The sequence below is a fragment of the Sphingobacterium paramultivorum genome, from assembly GCF_014109745.1.
GTDB classification, from domain to species: Bacteria; Bacteroidota; Bacteroidia; order Sphingobacteriales; family Sphingobacteriaceae; genus Sphingobacterium; species Sphingobacterium paramultivorum.
This window is the reverse complement of record NZ_CP058555.1, coordinates 45,191-63,131: the sequence shown is the minus strand read 5'-3', so window position 1 is coordinate 63,131 and position 17,941 is coordinate 45,191. Positions and strand designations below refer to the sequence as shown.

Genomic DNA, 17,941 nt, shown 5'->3' with positions numbered 1-17,941 from the left:
CATTTAAAAAAGTTTTGCACTGATACCAATTTGACCACGGACTGAATACCATTCAGCCTGCTCAGCACGATCGTATACACCATGGTAATAGCGTACTGGGGCACCAGTAATATTGTTTAGTTCGGCAAATAGCCTAAACTTGGCGTTAATAGCGTAAGAAGAAGAAAAGTCTACCGAAAAATTACTCGAATACCATCGATAATGCTCAGGTCCAGCTATTTGCCGAATAGCATCAAGGTATTTCCCTTTATAATTCCCTGCAATACGAGCCATAAATTTGCTATTTTCATAGATTAGAGAAACGTTGAAAAGATGCTTGGCCTGTTTAGGAATCACACTTTTATCTTCTATTAATTTTCCATTGTCGAAGCGCGGAACTGTAGCCTTTGAATCTGTAAACGTATAATTTGCATCGATTCCAAATCTCTTCCATATTCCGGGCAAATCGGTAAACCTCTTTGATATGCCGGCTTCGAAGCCTGCGAGCCAAGCATTTTGGAGGTTATCCGGTTCGTTGACATTGAACATGATGCCATTGATATTTTGTGTAGACTGATTGGAATAAATCAGGTTGGAAAGCTTTTTATAAAATGCGCCTGCTGAGACCATCCCTATTCCACCGAAATAATGCTCAACCATCAGATCAAAGTTGCTGGCAAAAGTGGGTTTCAAATTAGGATTTCCGCGTGTGATCACACGGTTGATATCATCCTGAACTGTACCTGGATTGAGATTCCCAAAATCGGGGCGCGCAAAACTTCGCGTAAATGCAAGTCTAATAATATCGTTTTTTGTCGCATTGATCTTCACATGCAACATAGGCAGAAAGGCATTATAGCTATTGTCCTGATTGATAGCTTCGACATGAGTAGATTTATCGGCAAGCGTAGATACTTTGTTCCCCGAAAAAGTGACTTTGTTATATTCGTTCCGTATACCAGCAATAAGGGTAAACTGCTCAGTCAGTTTGTACTCCGCGGAGCCATAAATAGCGTAGACATTTTCCCTTCCACTGTAATAGTTGGCCGCTCCAGAGGCATTTGTAGCGGAATCGACTCGGAAGGGATACAACTTGTTACCAGCAATTCCTGCTGGTGAAGCAAGCTGCTTTACGGATTCCATAGAAATCTGGTCAATGAGTTCATTGTCATAAGGTGATCCTATTTCGGTCAAAAAACCCCCACGATACGGATAAGGTTCAGTCCCTAAACTAGCTAAGGTCGGGGTCCTGAAACACCGGCTACATAAATACTATACGGGTTTTCTACTTTCTTGTCTTTGTGAATATATTTGCCGCCAAATTTAACAGCCAATGAATTGTTCGGCGTATATTTTAAATTGACGCCAGCACGTTTGTTGCTCTCCTTGTTTTTACTCCTAATATTGACGACTTGTGTCAACTTCATAGCCTCGGCACTAATTGGAGAGGATGGTGAAAGATGTGGTAGGATCCGATCAATATTATCCCCTACTCCATCAGGTGAATCCATCGCCAAGTATTTCTTTCCATCTGTAGCCATGTCTTCGTAGGAAACTTTCTGGGAGAAAGTAGCCATCGGGTAATAATCTGGATTCTTAAATTTGAATGAAGATTGATCCATGCTAATTGCCCAGTCCAAGCCTAATTTTTCTGAAAAAACGGACTGTCCGCTCAGCTCTCCGGAATACAGATTTGTATGATAATCTGCCGTCCTTGTTGTAATTGTTGCTGTCTTGGTATTAAAATAGAAGTAGTTTTCCCGTACGCGTTGAGCATCTAGATATTCACTATACAAGCCCTTGACCATAATTTTATGTTTCTCGTTGAAGGCATATTCCAGCCCTCCATTAAACCCAACAGTACGTCTGTGGGCAATATAATCTCGCAGTTGAAGATCTGTAATGGAAAAAGCTTGAGTCTTATTGCTGTTTCCAAAATCATAGTTTAGATTGTATCGATCCTGGGCAGCTGTTCGGTCCCAGATTACTGCAGAAAGAATGTACCCTAATTTACCCTTCGCAACACGATCTCCAAAAAGGACAGAACCATTATATGAGCCTCGTTGAGATTGTTCATTATACCCACCGGCAGCATTGATGTTGAGCGTACGTTTAAGGGGGGCAGCCTTGGTAATAAAATTGATGGATCCACCAATAGCATCTCCTTCCATATCAGGAGTAATAGCTTTTGACAATTGTACATATTGAATCATTTCCGAGGGAAAGATATCCATCTGAATTCTCCTATCTGCATAATCAAGACTAGCTGAAGGAAGTCTATTTCCATTTAACAACGAAGCACTCCACTGGATTGGTGTCCCCCGTACAGAAACATAGCGTCCTTCCCCTTGATCCCGCTCAATTGAGACCCCCTGAATACGCTGTACAGCTTCGGCAGCATTCCGATCGGGCAGTTTACCAATGGCATCTGCCGCTAACACTTCCATAATAGCATTTGCCCCTTTCTTGATGTTCAATGCTTTGAGTTGAGAGCCCGCAGAAGAACCAACAACAAAAACTTCACCGAGGCTATTGTTGGAAGGCGCTAATTTAATGTTCCCTAAATGAATCCCTTCATGGGAAACTATTGTATCAAGTGTGAACACCTGATAGCCGGTATAGAAAATAGAAAGCTTAATACGTCCCTTTTCTTTTAAAATCAATGTAAATCTACCATCTAAATTGGTTTGTGCCGCCAGCTTTCCAACTTGCACTGTTGCCCCGGGCAATACTTCATCAGTCGTTGAAGTAACTAATCCCGTAATCTGTTGTGCCTGTAAAAAAAAAGGCATCAACACAATCAAAAAGAGTAACGTTCTTTTCATATCATGTAATCAATTTTTGTTATTTGACACGAAATTGATATTTCATTAACTACCGATCGTCTTCCTCGATAAAGAAGAACCCACCACTTACGACAAACCACGTAAACAACTGTATTTATGCTGTTTACAAGAATTAATTTTGTATTAAGCTTAGGTTATCGATAAATTGGCACCTGGCTAACGACGCAGAAATACTCCTTTGCCAATTCATAGCGAAAAGTATAACGTTACTCGGAGATGCTGCAGTAAGCCATTACATTAGGCCTTGAGTAGATTGAAATGCGCTGCGTCCTTGAGGTAGGCTGATGGAGTGCAACCTTGGACTCTTTTAAAATATTGATTAAATGAAGATTTGGAATGGAAGCCGGCCTGAAATGCCAATGAGAGAATATTAATACTTTCGCCTTTCTTTCTGCACTTATCCATCAGCATCACCACCTCCTTAATCCTATACTCATTGATATACTGATAAAAAGACTTTTCTTTGTATTGATTTAAGGTTTCTGAAAGGTGATGGCGCGATACATCCGCTTTTGCGGCCAGACTTTCCAATGTCAGATCGGGATCCAAAAAAACTTTATGATTGGACATCAAATACTCTACCTTAGCCAAAATACCGGCGTAGTCCAAGCTGCTATTCTTTTCATTTTCTTCCACAGGAAAAGAGTGCTGTTTTTTACTTTCGACGAGGATCAGTTCTTCCTCTTCATTGACAGATAGCTGTTCCTTAGGTTTTTCCGGCTGATAAACATGGACATAGAGGAAAGAGCTTATTTTTACATAAATAATCGAGATACAGATAATCGCCAATATCGAATAGATAAAGACGCGAAGCCACAAATGGATAAAAGAAAAATAAGCAGTAATATCGAACAGCTGAGTCAAAATCGTGATGATAAGAAATGCAAGACCTATTAGTAAGAGCAAAAACGCAGCTAACCTAACCATACCTTTTTCCAATTTCCAGAACACCGATATCGACTTTATCTGAGCCAAAATCTTTGCAGGATAAGCAATATATAATACCGTATAAGCATAACCTGACATTGAATTGTATTTTTTTATAAATGGTGGTAGCTCCCCAGCATTGTTAATTACATAAGCAGCAATCCAAAAATAACCAATTGAAGCACATATCGACGGAAGCATAGCCAGGAGAATATCAATGGGTTTCCCGCGATGTTCGAGATAGCGCATATAACACCATAGTAACCCTGGATAGGCTAAAGCAATAAATGTATTAAACTGTTGGTGGATTTTTGAATGTGGCCAAAAAACATTCAGAGCAAAACTGATTGCCAAATGCAAAAATATGGAGGCCAATAAATAAGAAAGAATATTATCATGCTGTCCATTATTTTTTTTATTCTTTAATAAAACACCCAATGCCAATAAAGCCTGGGTGGCCCCTACAATAATAATATAATTCACGTCCTTAATCTGACTAAGCTGTTTCGCAAAGTTAAGAATCAGGTATTATCAAATTGTTAAATATGCTATCCACTCCCTATTCAGTATTTGACATAATAAAGAATTAAGCAAGTTTACACCTATCGCGCAAATATTTCCTTAGCCAGATGATGACTGTCCTCCTATCCTGTACATTATATTTCGCCATGGCTTCTTCAAGCCACAACTCGCCATTAACAATTGCGTTGATCACATCCGTCTTCACTTCTTTTGTGAATCGGGGTCTAACTTTATTATTTTCGTTCATTAAATTGTTTTTTATAACTGGCTATTCAGAAAGCTCATATCGCGTTAAAGTCAAATGAAGATTGAAATTTCAAGGTTTTCATAAATTTCAAACACAAAGAACTAACACAATCTCGCTTTTTTAATTAACGATATGGGAACATAACAGGTCACTATGATTATAAAAAGCAACCTGTAAAACAGGTCGCTTTTATCGCTATTTAAACGAAATCCAAAATTCTAATTAAATAGCTCATTAATCATCATAAGAACGCGATGTTAATTTCTTACACAACGCACATTTTTCATCTGTGTCTCGATCAAGTCTATGCCAATGACAGATATGTTGAGTAGATTTGCTGTCAGATCCGCACTATTATTCCCGAAGATTCCTTTTTCACCGTGGTAATACCACGCACCCAAACCAAGTAGTCCTCCAATTTTAATACCCGAGGAACCGGTCCAGATTTCCGCACGAGTTCCGAAATTGCCCAGGTTGATCTGTACAAGACCATTCACCACAGCGAAAGAGGTACTACCCCCATTGAAGTTGAAGTGAAGTTTGTTATTTGGATATGGTGCTGCTGTTCCACTTGCGTTATATTCAAAATAACCTCTACCGTTACTTGTCCCGTATGTCGGACTCTGACCACCGATTCCCAAAAAGCCGGTCAGCTTCCGAAAATCGCTTTCACTAGCTTGGCGCCACATACCTTTAGGATAAACTTCGTTACAAGGATCACTATTGACGCCAAATCGATCGGGCACTAGCCCTTTGAATGAAAAGTAAGTATTTCTGGCATTTGAATGTGCATAGGTATGGTGAAAACGATATGGATTATGCCCTGCCTGATAGTAAATATTCTGTCTCGCCCATCTTACTCCGTCCACAGTTAAAGGTGATTCTAACAAATTGACCAATAGACGATGGCTGTTTCCTAATACCGGTGTAATATTGAAAGTAAAATTCGCTGGAGTCGATGAGAATTGGCGCGTTGAATTATCATCTATTTTCAATGCCAAATTTGAGACATTTACTTTTATCCCACCAGATACCGCTGCAGGGTCTGCAGTATACACATAAGCGATTTTTGCATCTTGGTAAGATGGGTCAATATCCGCAAAACTTGAAAAGGCTATTTCTTGATCAGCAGAAATTAGGTTAGAAAGTGTACCGTTACCAACATCAATTGTGGCAGTTTTTATTCCTGCGATCTCTACCTTAGCGCCGGTCATATTAGCGAACATCCCCATCGAGTTCAGTTCTACCGCCAAACGGGCAAATTTATGTTTAAATAAAATGTTGATCGGAACATTTAAATTTGCTCCTCCCGTGGGCACTGCAACCTCACCCGTTGCATACAACACATCTTTTCCAGCTGGAAGCGCAATCGTTGTATTGCCCGTATTGATGTTAGGGATATCTTCACCATTATTGTAAGATAAAGCTACCCATTTGTAGGTTTGGCCCTGCGTCACATCAATTGCTCCTTGGCTCCCTGTTGTAAATTGCGTAGAAGATACCAGTTGGCTGCCGTCTTGTGAAAACAAGAATAAACGATAAGTAATGCCATTGTCCATCGCGGCGGCACGTGCCCCATGTGCAGATGTTGCTGCAGCCTTAGTGGTAAACTGGGCCGCCTTAAATGGAACATTATTATCAATTTCAATCAATGCATCAAATTCTGGAAACTCCAATAGTTTTGGACCATTCAAACTGGTCGAATTTGTACTAGCTTTACCTTTGACAGATGCTGTCTGCTGCGTCTCATCTATACCCGATACTTTGAGAACCAGCTTCGTTCCATCCAGTTTTGTTCCTTCTTCAGTCTGATCAATACGACCATCTTCCTTAGAACATCCAGAGAATGTAACCGTACTTCCCAACAATAGGGCAATAGATGTAACGGTCCAACTTAAACGCTTTAAACGTGATATTTTCATAAAATTGTTAATTTAAATAAATAGATGTTAGTTTATAAATCGCCGTTACCTTCGCCTCCAGAACCATCTCCCCAATCGCCAACACCAGGATTTGGAGTTCCTGTACCGCCCGAACCGGCAGCAATCCCTTGTTCCAGCTCAATTGTTTGCACCTCCATAGTAGGCGCTTCGTAGATTTTCTTTTCTTTTTTCATTTTTTTAAAATTTGGTTTAATTACATCGATACTTAATTGAATTAAGCCTAAAAATGACCTAAACAACATTACCAATAATATTTACGCAAACTTATATATGAAAAAGAAAAATATTTAAAAACAAAGATTACATTTTGACCACAAACATGACTACAATTTGACCACACAAAACATAAAAACCTAACAACCAAACAGATAATAACATCAAAAATCGATATGATTCGACACAAACCAAGTCCAAAACAATAAAATAAAACCCTAAAAAACAGACCAATAAACAACAAAGGAAAAATAAAGAAACAAAAAATCAAACAAATTAACCCAAACAAACAACACATTGATTCTAGCGGAAAGCAATAAAAAATGTACTCTAAAAAATGGATGGCTGCGTATCATCTCGGTCTAAACCAGACTTTGTAAATAGGCCTCGAGATCCACCTCTTTTTCTAATTTCAACTTTTGCTTTATTCGATACTTCGTCACACGAACACTTTTGGGTTCAATATGAAATGCAGTCGCAATATCAAGTGTACTGTGCTGGAGGTACATATATGCGCAATGCTTTAATTCGAGTGCAGTGATCTTGTTTTCAGACAACAGTCTTAGTTTTAGAAAAAAATCAGGGTTGATGGCTTGAAATTCGCGAATAGGTTGTCCCGTCACTTCATCAAATCGCAGTTCATCTTTTATCATCCGTTCAAATACCCCCGCATTTTCATTGCCTTCTGTTTCTACAAGTACGACCTTCAAATGATCAAGTAGTTTATTTTTACGTTCGATCTGTAATGCATCAAATAGAGCTGCCTTTTGCATCTGTTCATTCTGTGATTGTAGTACTTGTATTTGAGAAAGCAATTTCATCCGATCATCTTTTTGATAGTCGAGTTCACCATTCAGACGGTTTTCTAAATCTTCATTCCGCATTCTTAGTTTTATACATTCATCTGTCTGCGCTTTATGTTTTATTCTGAAGAAAAAACTTAACGTAAGAATCATAAGAAATAGGATGACACTCATACTTCCCCAAAATATACTATGATATTGTCGATGTTTAAGATCTCTCTCAATTGTGTTCAACACTTCAACAATTTCCGTTCCCTGTCCATTTTGACTTAATTGAATATCCTTAGTCCCGCTCCCTAACAATCCTTTCGTTCTCCATTGATAAGTCACATGCAATAACGGCGTAACATATGCTTTACCTAAATATGTTCTTTCCAACGAATAAAAGAGCTTTTTTTTCATCTTTATGGCATATACTGGAATATATCCAGACCTTGTAATATCTCTAGAAATTTTTTGATTAAAAAATAAACCCTTTACCATGATAAGACCTTTCATTATTAAGTTTCTTGATTTCAAATAAGATTCGCATAAACAGCTTTTGATCCATGTAAACGACCGATAAATGGTGTACAACAACAAATTGAGCATGTGTATCGTGTTACTTTTCGGTAGGCACCTTTCATTGGCGGTTGATTTATGGCTGAAATCTTTCTCTAACAAATAAGCCAAAAATTCAAAACTTAATCAAGGGTTAAAAGGCTTCAATTTGACCACAAAAACATACCAGAACGACAACAAATCGACTACAACATGCTACAAATTCGTAACTCAGAATATAAAACAATCAATTGCAACATAACACGCGCTGTACAAGAACATCGTTAATTAAAATATTTTCGGTCCTTACTTCAATAGCACTCTCCCATTTTCTCAAAATTTCGAAGACAGAAATAATGCCATAACCAATCACTCTTGTAGCTAAACAACTACAACTATATCCCCTAAAATCATTCGACTAGAGCTCGTACCTGTTCCTGTCATATTGCGTCTATTATCAGGATGTTGTTTTCATTCTTGATAGCGTGAGGATTAGTAAAAATAGTGTGATTCAAAAGCTTTTTTAGCAAAAAGAAATAGTAAATCAGAAGAAATAGTCGTGAACTAGCTCTATTTTTTTTACGGTAATTAAATTTATCATTCTGCTAGCAGGTGTCTCAAAAAAATTAAAACCGAAACAGAACGACAATGATTTACTATTTTTAAAGTAATAAGCACAAAAAAAATTAACAATCTGATAGGGATATGGATAAAATCACGAAAAAAGAAATTGCAGAAGCAGAGAACCAACTTTTCTTGGCACAGCTAGCCAGTAATGTAGATGGTCTTGATCTCCTCCTATATGACGACCTTGTTGCTGTAGCACCTGATGGTCAAATGTTAACCAAAGAAATGGATCTAAATGCACACCGATCAAAAGCTATGATTATTGAAAATGCTTCAACAGAAATTGATGAGATCAGAATAATTGGGGATACCGCGCTTTCCGTTACTACGATGACGGCAAAAGGCAAGGTAATGGGAACACCATTAGAAGGAAAATTTAGATATTTTAGGGTATGGAAACGCATTGACAACACGCTAAAAGTCATTGGTGCCAGTTTTATGCAATTGCCTTAATAAGGGAACGGAAAACTGAAAATTCGGTTTTTTAATTTTGTCGTTGTAAATTTATATAGATGGGTATGATAAATAATAAATTTAGGATTATATGCAATGCAAAAATGAAAAAATATACTTTTTTTCTGGCTTGTATTTTACTTTGCTTTTTTATTTCTTGTCGAAATATTGGCAAACCTGTTGATAAACAAAAATCCGGTTCTTACTTCATCGATTCAAAAGGGCAGATAGCTTATTGTCAGAATGGAAATTGGTTTAGTTTGGGCATTTCACAAATGCAGGCTGATACAAAGTCATTTGAGGTTTTGTCAGAAGATATAGCTAAAGACAAAAATGCGGTATATTTTCGTGGCACGACTCAAAAACTTGTGGACAAGAATTCCTTTTACGTCGATAATCAGATTCCAAAAGATCGTTTTCATGTCTATTATATCGATCAGGCCCTAGGCTTTAATATCATCCAAGGAGCAGATCCAAAAACATATGAGCTCGTAAAGGACCATATAAACTGGGCACGCGACAAGGACCATTACTTCTACAGTAATGACATGATAAAGGCAGATCGGAAAACCTTTTCGTTCGTCAATGACTATTTTTTAATGGATAAAGATTCAGTTTATGTCTCTCCGAATATAGGTGCCTTTAAAGCAGTTGTTGCTAACTCCGGAAACATTGAAGCCATAAACAAATATTACATGAGAATTGGCAATACTATTTATTACCCACCATTTCAGCAGGGATCAGATGTCATAACGAGGTCTTTTAAGACCATTGATAAAATTCGTGTACTTGATCATGATCATATTAGTGTTGACAACAAAACGATCCTATTCAGGGGGAAAAGCTTCAGATATGAACAGGTAGATGCTCCTTCCTTTGCGTTATTCCCGATTGATGAAAAGAATGATGTGTACGGAAGCAACTCCTATTCAAAAGACAAGAATAATGTGTACTATAATCAGGAAATAATTCCGGGTGCCGATATTAAAACGTTTATACCTTTAGGTCACGATTTCGGAAAAGATGCAAAAAATGTCTTTTATCAAAAACAGCTGCTTGAAGGAGTAGATGCAAATAGTTTTAAGAAGGACGGTGATTTTTATAAAGACAATCGAGGCAATAAATTCAGCGGCCTTACAGGAAATAAAATCTAATCAGCTTTCTTTTGACAGCTAAACCTACTTTTTGTATTCAAAAAAAGCTTGTCCAGAGGAATTTATCGATTGAAATTTCCAACTCGCAAACTATTTTAATACAGCTAGTCAGATTTTAGGCGTAATACATCAAACATTAGTTGATATTCAGGTGTCTCGAGATTATACTTTTTAGATTCACGAATAACGTAAGCTGTCAAAGATGCCAACTCTGTTTTCGGTCGTTTATTAAGATAATCCGTATGCATGGATGAAGTCGCATCGTAAGGCATTTGTTCCATTTTGTCCAAGGTCCTATGTACAATATGATCAGCAATAACAATTCCTTTTTCCTGAGCTAATGTTGTAACCTCCTGAATAAGTTTAATAACCGCATCTTTCTTCTTTGGATCTTCCATTATCTGACCAATAGAACAATCAAAATAAGAAGTAGCTGTGGCCATAGCGGAAATAAAAATAAATTTGTCCCATATTATTTTCTCAATTTCATCGGAATAATTCACATGGATATCAGCCTGTTGCACAAGATGATATAACCTATCCAGTCTTTCATCATGTTCTCCATTCAATCCGAAACTCATTGTACCCCATTTTCCTGTCACTTCAATTACTCCGGCAGCCTTTAACCGGGACACAATATAGGCGCAACCATCCACAACCAAATTATTCGGATAATATCTGTTGATACGTTCTTTGCTGTCCACTCCATTCTGTAAGGGTATGAATACTGTATCTGCGCTCACACACGGTCCTAATAAGGCCATAGTATCTTCTAGATCATAAGATTTAGTACAAAGAAAAATGTAATCCATTTTTGTGAAGTTTTCAGCCTCACTGGAAGCCTTATAGGGCTTCGCTGTAAAACTTCCCTTTTCTAATAACAGCTTTAAACCATGTTGGTTAATCTCCTCAAGATGGTTACCTCGCGCCAAAAAATTGACATGAATATCAGTGTTTTCATACTTGCGCGCTAACATACCGCCAAAATATCCGCCCACTCCCCCCAGGCCCACAATTAATATATGCTGTTCCATTAGTTTTTTTATTTCGTATTCCTTATCTGTATTCAACCTTAAAATAAATCTAAAGTGAATATAAAGGAACTTTTGACAACACACAACTTATCAATGTCAGGCGGAGATCAATTATTCAGGAACAACTTTTCTTTTACCATTACTTACAAATTTGTTAGTAACACACAAATAGCTGCTTTACATCCAGAAGCAAGTATTTGCCTTTACATTTGCTCGTATAATTAATCATGTACAACAAGTTTTTATTTATGAAAAAATACGCATACATCGGAGCTTTGGGTTTTCTCGCAGTAATCACAACCGAGTTTGGCATTATTGGCATCTTGCCCCAAATAGCCGATCATTATCATATCAGTATCGACAAAGCAGGTTATTTATTAAGTGCTTTTGCCTTGATCATCGCCTTAACTGGGCCATTTATGACATTGTTGGCTTCGGGATTCGACCGCAAGAAAGTCATGTTAACTGCCATCGCTATTTTCTTAGTCACGGCGATTGTCTCTTCATTATCTCCTCCTTTTTGGTTATTACTTACTGTAAGAATTCTTCCTGCCTTTCTCCAACCTGTCTATATTGCGACAGCATTGTCTGTCGCCATTTTAAAAGGGGGGAAGAAAAATGAAAATGAACTTATGAGCATTGTTTTTAGCGGTGTTGCAATTGCTATGGTGACAACAGTCCCCTTCGCCACCTACATTGCCAGTCTCTACTCCTGGACATATTCTTTCACGATACAGGCTATTGTCAGTATTATAGCACTGCTGGCAATCTATTTTGCCATTCCTCCTTTGCCCATAAAAGAAAAAAAATCCTACGGCAGTCAGATGAAAATATTAACCAAACCCATTTTTATGGTCAGTACCGCAATGAATTTCTTTATGGTATCAGCTTGGTTTTCTACCTATAGTTACTTCGCCGAATATTTAAACAAAGCAAAGAATATGGACAGCACCATGGTTAGTTATATGCTATTTGTATTTGGTATTATTGGAGTCATCGCAAACTGGGTGGCAGGGAAAATGCTCAACCGAAATATTACGTTTACCACAGCATTCTTCTTATCGGGTACACTTATTATTCCTTTATTACTGTATTTTTCAGATGGCAATATGTTCGCTACGGTCTGTACGATTGCCTTATGGGGATTTCTTTATTCTCCTAGCTTCTTAAACGCATCTACCTATATGATTTCTTCCGCTCCCGAGGCGCTAGAATTTGCCAATAGTCTAGCGACTTCATTTGGCAATCTCGGGGTAACTTTGGGAACTACCATAGGTGGCTGGATTATCGTTTCGAAAGGTATAGAATTTTCGTCCTGGCTTACGATGGCTTTTGGTTTTCTCGCCTTTCTGATGATCGCCCTACGACAGTTTTTAGAAAAACGTGGCACAACAAATCAAATCACCGCGGTACAGTGTACACAGCAATAATATATTTTGCCGGTATTATAAATAGCCAATGCACGACAATTTAGATCTAGTTAGCTTGGATAATCATTCCAGCGCGAACTAGATCTAACGCTTTCTCCTTAAAGACCATCGATAAGATACCAACTCAGAATAATACCTATGACAAAAATTAATACGGCCACAATTGTGATGCTATTTGAAGTTTGAGTAAAGTTTTCTTCTTCGATTTGTTTGTTCGTTTTACGATATTTAAAGAAAGCGACAATAACCGTCAATGCACCAATGACCACAATGGAAACGCCAACAGCACCTGAATGTTCATGCTGGGAGCCTGCAACTACATCTTTTTTTAAAATGAGCTCAATCTGACGAATAAATAGTGAAAACTTAACAACCACAAAACCGAATCCCATAATCCCTAGGCTTGTCCGGATCCAAGCAAGGAAAGTTCGTTCATTAGCAAGATGGTCATTTACCTTTTGTGGAGCATTTTTAGACATTCGAAATAATTTTGATCAACAACTAAGTTAAAAGAATTATAAAACCCATTCCTTGGCCCTTAAACAACGTTTTACAGCTGTGACTATGCTTTAGCTCATTTCGTTCACAGGTTAGTCAATTTTTTAAGGTTAAGAAGTCATTTTGTTTGTTCTTCATTAAACGCTGCAAAACGTTGAAAAGTTTGAAAAATATTTTAATGTTTCTTCTTTCAGATCTTTTTTATTAATGGAATACCGAACCCTGCAGATGAGGAAGGAATAAGTTTCCCATCTTTGACGAGATATCCCGACAAATCCACATCATCAGATGTACTTGTAACCCCTTCAATGGTTACGGTATTTCCGAGCCCTCCGGCTAAATGCGCTGTATAGTAGCTCTTGAGAAGCGATCCCCAGGCATGTGGAGATGCTTGTGCTCCGAGTTGTATTAACTTTGGCATTAAGTTCCTCCAATTCGTAAATCCAAGGCCTTCAATATCCGTAAGGTGAACATCCAGCAGTTTCTTTTCAAATAAGGTTCTCAGCAAGTTCTGATCAGGATCTGCTTCGCCATCCGCCAGCAAAGTATTTATGCCTTCCGATTTTAAAAAGCCGCTAAGCTTTTGATAATCCATCACCGTTTCATGAAAAGGTTCTTCTATCCAAAAGAGATTTACCATTGGGATACCTTTTAAATACTGAATAAATTGGTCTGATGTAAAACCGTTATTTCCATCAACTAAAATTCTGCAGTCAGGAAATGCGTCTGCCACTGCTTTTGTAACCTCAATATCCCGTTGAAGTCCTTTGGAAAAAGGCATCCATTTATGCCCCCTTCCAATTTTTAACTTAAATTGCCTGTACCCCACTCCATAATCATATTGGCATTCCTCAAGAATACGGTCAATTCCTGATGGCCTATCCGCTGGTTCTAAGTCATCGAAATAGATCATACCACTATAATAATCTGTTATGATCGGATCTTTTCGACCAAGTATTTCATAAACAGGTTTATTTAAAATGACTCCTGCGAGATCATGAAGAGCCATATCAAAGGGAATATGTGTCTGCAGCAGTGTACCGACTTTGGGAGAAAAAAGATCTGACATTTTCTTGCCTATCAATTCTCCCGAAATTTTTTCAGCTTCACGTCTTGAGCCACGGAGTGAGGCCCAGCCCATTGCTCCCTGATCTGTCCTTATAACACATATTTCCACATCAGGTCCATAACCATGTAGGTCGAGACGGGCATTTTTCCCCACAAGCCTCGGATAATTCATCTTTACGGTAAAAAATCTGATATCTTTTATCTTGTGATAGGACAGGACCTTGTTTCCTGGTTCAGCATCAGAGGAAAATAAAATTTCATTTGCGTAACCTTTATACAACGTAGCTGAGGCAATGCCAAAATTCAGCGCCTGAATAAATGTTCTTCTTTTCATAGTTGATTTATTTCGATTATCCGAAACCGTCAGGAAAGACTTGTTTCTAGTTTTTTCCTTTACACAGCGTAGGCATAACTAGCCATCTAACCAAAGCTTTATAATTAGTTTATAAATATCCATATGAAAGATACTGCATACGCGTTTGTATTTATTGACAAGCCGTATCAATTGCTGTACAATTTGTATCATTTTTTTTTATAAATGTCTCTGTTGTGTACAATTACCGTATGACTATCTTTACTGCTTCGAGCAGCCTTATTACCTCATACCAATACCGCAGAAAAAAATTGCATATAAATACCTATGTCTTAAATTTTCCTTTATTTTGTATATATGCGCATATTGGTAACAGGATCTTCGGGAAAATTAGGAAGTGTAACAGTTCGGAATCTACGTCGGGCTGGACACGATGTTACGGGAGTTGATTTATTGGAAAGCGATACCACTGATCAATTATTAGATGTAAAACGAGCCGGGTCAGTTAATGAATTCACAAGTGGTTATGAAGCCATTATCCATGCTGCAGCGCTGCATGGTAGACATATGGATTTGAATTATAGCCGGCAAAGTTTTATAGATACCAATATAACAGGAACATTAAATCTGTTAAATGCCTGTGTAAAGAACGGAATAAAGCGTTTTCTTTTTACCTCTACAACCTCCATATATGGCAATGCACTTGTTGATGCGGAAAAAGCGGTGTGGGTTACAGAGGAACTTATAGCCCAACCCCGTGATATTTATGATATTACCAAACAGGCTTGTGAAGAGCTCTGTAGAGACTTTTTCGAAAAAGAACAGCTAATGACCAGCGTCTATCGCGTTGGCCGATTTCTTCCAGAACCCGATAACCTTATGCTAAATCATCGTTTGTATCGGGGATTAGATGAAAGAGATGGAGCTGAGGCTCTTCGACTAGGTGTTGAGACCAACTTTACGTCGTTTCAGATTTTTAATGTTTCTAGCGGTTCGCCTTTTGAAATTGAGGATTTAATTGAACTAAAATCTAACCCTTCCCATATCATCGCTAAGCGTATCCCAAATGCCGTTGAAATATACCGACAGAGAAGCTGGAGTTTTCCAACATCGATAGATAGAGTGTACCGAAGTGATAAAGCAATGCAATTACTTGGTTACACTCCGCAGTATACTTTCGAATTTCTTCTCAATCAACTTCCATAAAACAGCAAGACGGCACTTTAGTTATTGATCTACACCGATAAAAACGCCTTCATTTTATTTATTGATTGCAAGGAAATAGCTAAATCTTTGTTGAGCACGATTTGTCCACTTGATTTTTCCCGAATAATTAAATTAGCATATTGTGTTCTAAATAATGAAAAAAGTGGCCTATCCTTTAGCGGTAGATACTTTTCAACAATAGAAACTGCGTAACTATCGAAAACATATTCTTTTTTTCCAATGCTTATCCGGTCACTGAATAGCGTACAACGGTTTTGCCGATAGGTGGAAACAAGTAAGGCTGGTAAAAGAACAAATCCAAAGAGAGCAAAGGCTCCAAAAGAAATAACCGTACTTGTACCTGAAATAATTCCCAAAAGATTATAGATTGATCCGAAAATAATAAAGGGCGCCAAGACACCATAAAAAATAAGTGTACGCTGTGATAGATTGATTTTCATACTAATTATAAAAAATTGATTTAATACACCAAAATAGTTAAAAGCAAAAGGAATCTCCCACATAATATAATTATCGCTTTGATCTCCTTAATATTCGTCCACTATCAATAAATAAGGGTAATACTTTTGCCATATTTAGTCGGCTGTTTTTCTATCGCCAGATTCTTGTCTGAGCTTACAAAGCATATGAAACAAGTCTCAAAAAACAACAAAATCTATATAAGTTTTCCAAATTTCCCAGTATAGATTAGGATAAGGGTAATCATATCGAATAGCGCATGTGAAATGATTGAAACCCAAAGATTATTATTCCATTTTTTATATAAAATACCCCAGTACAATCCTCCCAAACAAGCAGCTATAACAGCAAATATATCTTGCTGCAGATGATAGAGACCGAAAAGAATACTGGTTATCACGATAGGCAACCAACGTCCAATTCCTTTAAACAATCTTTTTTCGAGTATATTCTGGATATAGCCCCGAAACACAACTTCCTCATAAAATCCACCAATAATCCATGCTGCAACAATTGTCATAATCAATCTCGCTATACTACTCCTAATAAAATTATACTCCGTATAATCGGGAACATTAAATAGATGTTTGATAACTGGAATATATATTATCTGCATAAATATTACCCAGGCTAATGCAGAGAGAATTCCTAAAAGAATAGCACGCGAAGAAAGGTTTTTCTTATCTAATCCCAAATCCCTCAATGTCCTGCCTTTTCTTCTTAAAACAAGAAAAATTGCTAGAAAACAAATGACTGCATAGGAATAAAAAGGTAATGGCACAGCATGTGGAAATACGACAAGAAATAGGATGAACCCGATATCCTGAATTATTGAAAATGCTTTCCTTTTCATAGGTGCAGTTATGAAGTGCGTATTATTTCAAAAATTTAAGCAACTGTAACACCAAAAAAGTGTCCTATTAACGCTGTCACTCCCATTGCTATTGTCCCCCAGAAACATATTCTGCCTACTGCAACTCCGATACTCGAGCCTCCAGTCTTGGCCGCAATCGCTCCAAGAACCATTAAAAAAATAATCGTAAAACCATACTGCAGATAGACCATCTGCTTAATTGGTGCAAGCAATGAAACCATAAATGGAAGTAGCGCTCCTAACGCAAATGAGCCCAGAGATGCCAGTGCAGCTTGTAGAGGTTTAGCTTGTGTAATCTCATTGATACCCAATTCGTCATGTGCATGGGCGCCCAATGCATCATGTGCCGTTAGTTCACGTGCAACCTGTAAGGCGGTTTCTTGACTGACGCCTCTTCTTTCATAAACGTTGGCTAATTCCTGTAGCTCGATTTCAGGCATTTCTTCAAGTTCCTTTTTCTCACGTAGGAGATCGGCCTTTTCGGTATCTTCCTGTGAGCTTACGGAAACATATTCTCCTGCTGCCATAGACATTGCTCCCGCAATCATGCCCGCTAATGCTGCCAAGACAATGGTATTGCGTTCAGGACTTGCCGCTGCAACTCCAATTACAATACTCGTCGTCGATAATAAGCCATCGTTGGCACCTAAAACAGCAGCGCGAAGCCACCCAACCCGGTTGACATAGTGTTTTTCTAATGGATGGTGCATATCAGTATGTGTTTGTGAAAGATACTTAAATTTAGCAATTATATTTATTTAAAGCCACACTGATATCGCTGTAA

At 37.9% G+C, this 17,941-nt stretch carries 17 protein-coding genes; 4 read left to right on the top strand and 13 right to left on the bottom strand.

Going from position 1 to position 17,941, the window contains the following annotated elements:
- Positions 1-3: 3 nt before the first annotated feature.
- The 7 genes from HS960_RS00265 to HS960_RS00235 all read right to left on the bottom strand — a co-directional run bounded on the left by HS960_RS00265 (position 4) and on the right by HS960_RS00235 (position 7,882).
- On the bottom strand, positions 4-1,122 hold the full coding sequence (locus tag HS960_RS00265; protein WP_182330943.1) for a TonB-dependent receptor domain-containing protein: 1,119 nt from the start codon (positions 1,120-1,122) through the stop codon (positions 4-6).
- Between the two features lie 92 nt (positions 1,123-1,214).
- Positions 1,215-2,804: a TonB-dependent receptor plug domain-containing protein gene (locus tag HS960_RS00260; RefSeq protein ID WP_182330942.1), complete on the bottom strand. Its 1,590-nt coding sequence runs from the start codon at positions 2,802-2,804 to the stop codon at positions 1,215-1,217.
- A 258-nt stretch (positions 2,805-3,062) separates the two neighbouring features.
- Entirely contained in the window at positions 3,063-4,235 is a 1,173-nt protein-coding gene (locus tag HS960_RS00255; protein ID WP_153846465.1) for a helix-turn-helix domain-containing protein, read from the bottom strand.
- Between the two features lie 103 nt (positions 4,236-4,338).
- Positions 4,339-4,521, bottom strand: coding sequence for a hypothetical protein (locus HS960_RS00250; protein ID WP_120336403.1), 183 nt, complete (start codon positions 4,519-4,521; stop codon positions 4,339-4,341).
- A gap of 257 nt (positions 4,522-4,778) precedes the next feature.
- Positions 4,779-6,443, bottom strand: coding sequence for a hypothetical protein (locus HS960_RS00245; protein WP_159728221.1), 1,665 nt, complete (start codon positions 6,441-6,443; stop codon positions 4,779-4,781).
- A 32-nt stretch (positions 6,444-6,475) separates the two neighbouring features.
- Positions 6,476-6,706 carry a hypothetical protein gene (locus HS960_RS00240; RefSeq protein WP_153846467.1) on the bottom strand — a complete coding sequence of 77 codons (231 nt, stop codon included), beginning with the start codon at positions 6,704-6,706 and terminating at the stop codon, positions 6,476-6,478.
- 333 nt (positions 6,707-7,039) lie between these two features.
- Entirely contained in the window at positions 7,040-7,882 is an 843-nt protein-coding gene (locus HS960_RS00235) for a helix-turn-helix transcriptional regulator (protein WP_159728223.1), read from the bottom strand.
- Between the two features lie 843 nt (positions 7,883-8,725).
- Here HS960_RS00235 and HS960_RS00230 point away from each other — a divergent pair.
- Together HS960_RS00230 and HS960_RS00225 are read left to right on the top strand one after the other, a co-directional pair.
- A complete protein-coding gene (locus HS960_RS00230) occupies positions 8,726-9,100 on the top strand; it encodes a nuclear transport factor 2 family protein (protein WP_182330941.1) in 375 nt (124 codons plus the stop codon).
- A gap of 104 nt (positions 9,101-9,204) precedes the next feature.
- Complete coding sequence (locus tag HS960_RS00225; RefSeq protein ID WP_182330940.1) at positions 9,205-10,254, top strand: DKNYY domain-containing protein; 1,050 nt, start codon at positions 9,205-9,207, stop codon at positions 10,252-10,254.
- Positions 10,255-10,358: 104 nt separating this feature from the next.
- Here the strand turns inward: HS960_RS00225 and HS960_RS00220 are convergent, their stop codons facing one another.
- Positions 10,359-11,288, bottom strand: coding sequence for a ketopantoate reductase family protein (locus tag HS960_RS00220; RefSeq protein ID WP_182330939.1), 930 nt, complete (start codon positions 11,286-11,288; stop codon positions 10,359-10,361).
- Between the two features lie 248 nt (positions 11,289-11,536).
- Between HS960_RS00220 and HS960_RS00215 the strand changes: the two genes are divergently transcribed.
- On the top strand, positions 11,537-12,718 hold the full coding sequence (locus HS960_RS00215) for an MFS transporter (RefSeq protein ID WP_182330938.1): 1,182 nt from the start codon (positions 11,537-11,539) through the stop codon (positions 12,716-12,718).
- Between the two features lie 98 nt (positions 12,719-12,816).
- Here HS960_RS00215 and HS960_RS00210 read toward each other — a convergent pair whose 3' ends face one another.
- Together HS960_RS00210 and HS960_RS00205 are read right to left on the bottom strand one after the other, a co-directional pair.
- Positions 12,817-13,197, bottom strand: coding sequence for a YidH family protein (locus HS960_RS00210; RefSeq protein ID WP_153846473.1), 381 nt, complete (start codon positions 13,195-13,197; stop codon positions 12,817-12,819).
- Positions 13,198-13,406: 209 nt separating this feature from the next.
- A complete protein-coding gene (locus HS960_RS00205) occupies positions 13,407-14,618 on the bottom strand; it encodes an enolase C-terminal domain-like protein (RefSeq protein ID WP_159728234.1) in 1,212 nt (403 codons plus the stop codon).
- 336 nt (positions 14,619-14,954) lie between these two features.
- Here HS960_RS00205 and HS960_RS00200 point away from each other — a divergent pair, with 336 nt between their 5' ends.
- Positions 14,955-15,803 (top strand): NAD-dependent epimerase/dehydratase family protein, encoded by an 849-nt coding sequence (locus HS960_RS00200; RefSeq protein ID WP_182330937.1) that lies wholly within the window; start codon positions 14,955-14,957, stop codon positions 15,801-15,803.
- 29 nt (positions 15,804-15,832) lie between these two features.
- Here HS960_RS00200 and HS960_RS00195 read toward each other — a convergent pair whose 3' ends face one another.
- From HS960_RS00195 to HS960_RS00185, 3 genes are all read right to left on the bottom strand, one after another.
- A complete protein-coding gene (locus tag HS960_RS00195) occupies positions 15,833-16,264 on the bottom strand; it encodes a hypothetical protein (RefSeq protein ID WP_159728238.1) in 432 nt (143 codons plus the stop codon).
- Between the two features lie 215 nt (positions 16,265-16,479).
- Positions 16,480-17,136, bottom strand: coding sequence for a CPBP family intramembrane glutamic endopeptidase (locus tag HS960_RS00190; protein ID WP_159728240.1), 657 nt, complete (start codon positions 17,134-17,136; stop codon positions 16,480-16,482).
- 35 nt (positions 17,137-17,171) lie between these two features.
- A complete protein-coding gene (locus HS960_RS00185) occupies positions 17,172-17,867 on the bottom strand; it encodes a VIT1/CCC1 transporter family protein (RefSeq protein WP_159728242.1) in 696 nt (231 codons plus the stop codon).
- Between the last annotated feature and the right edge of the window lie 74 nt (positions 17,868-17,941).

Bases quoted from the DNA above. Each gene is read 5' to 3' on its own strand.
- HS960_RS00245 (WP_159728221.1), bottom strand. From the start codon at position 6,443: ATGAAAATATCACGTTTAAAGCGTTTAAGTTGGACCGTTACATCTATT.
- HS960_RS00225 (WP_182330940.1), top strand. From the start codon at position 9,205: ATGAAAAAATATACTTTTTTTCTGGCTTGTATTTTACTTTGCTTTTTT.
- HS960_RS00205 (WP_159728234.1), bottom strand. From the start codon at position 14,618: ATGAAAAGAAGAACATTTATTCAGGCGCTGAATTTTGGCATTGCCTCA.
- HS960_RS00230 (WP_182330941.1), top strand. From the start codon at position 8,726: ATGGATAAAATCACGAAAAAAGAAATTGCAGAAGCAGAGAACCAACTT.
- HS960_RS00215 (WP_182330938.1), top strand. From the start codon at position 11,537: ATGAAAAAATACGCATACATCGGAGCTTTGGGTTTTCTCGCAGTAATC.
- HS960_RS00190 (WP_159728240.1), bottom strand. From the start codon at position 17,136: ATGAAAAGGAAAGCATTTTCAATAATTCAGGATATCGGGTTCATCCTA.
- HS960_RS00265 (WP_182330943.1), bottom strand. From the start codon at position 1,122: ATGGAATCCGTAAAGCAGCTTGCTTCACCAGCAGGAATTGCTGGTAAC.
- HS960_RS00260 (WP_182330942.1), bottom strand. From the start codon at position 2,804: ATGAAAAGAACGTTACTCTTTTTGATTGTGTTGATGCCTTTTTTTTTA.
- HS960_RS00240 (WP_153846467.1), bottom strand. From the start codon at position 6,706: ATGTTGTTTAGGTCATTTTTAGGCTTAATTCAATTAAGTATCGATGTA.
- HS960_RS00195 (WP_159728238.1), bottom strand. From the start codon at position 16,264: ATGAAAATCAATCTATCACAGCGTACACTTATTTTTTATGGTGTCTTG.
- HS960_RS00235 (WP_159728223.1), bottom strand. From the start codon at position 7,882: ATGAAAAAAAAGCTCTTTTATTCGTTGGAAAGAACATATTTAGGTAAA.
- HS960_RS00185 (WP_159728242.1), bottom strand. From the start codon at position 17,867: ATGCACCATCCATTAGAAAAACACTATGTCAACCGGGTTGGGTGGCTT.
- HS960_RS00220 (WP_182330939.1), bottom strand. From the start codon at position 11,288: ATGGAACAGCATATATTAATTGTGGGCCTGGGGGGAGTGGGCGGATAT.
- HS960_RS00250 (WP_120336403.1), bottom strand. From the start codon at position 4,521: ATGAACGAAAATAATAAAGTTAGACCCCGATTCACAAAAGAAGTGAAG.
- HS960_RS00200 (WP_182330937.1), top strand. From the start codon at position 14,955: ATGCGCATATTGGTAACAGGATCTTCGGGAAAATTAGGAAGTGTAACA.
- HS960_RS00210 (WP_153846473.1), bottom strand. From the start codon at position 13,197: ATGTCTAAAAATGCTCCACAAAAGGTAAATGACCATCTTGCTAATGAA.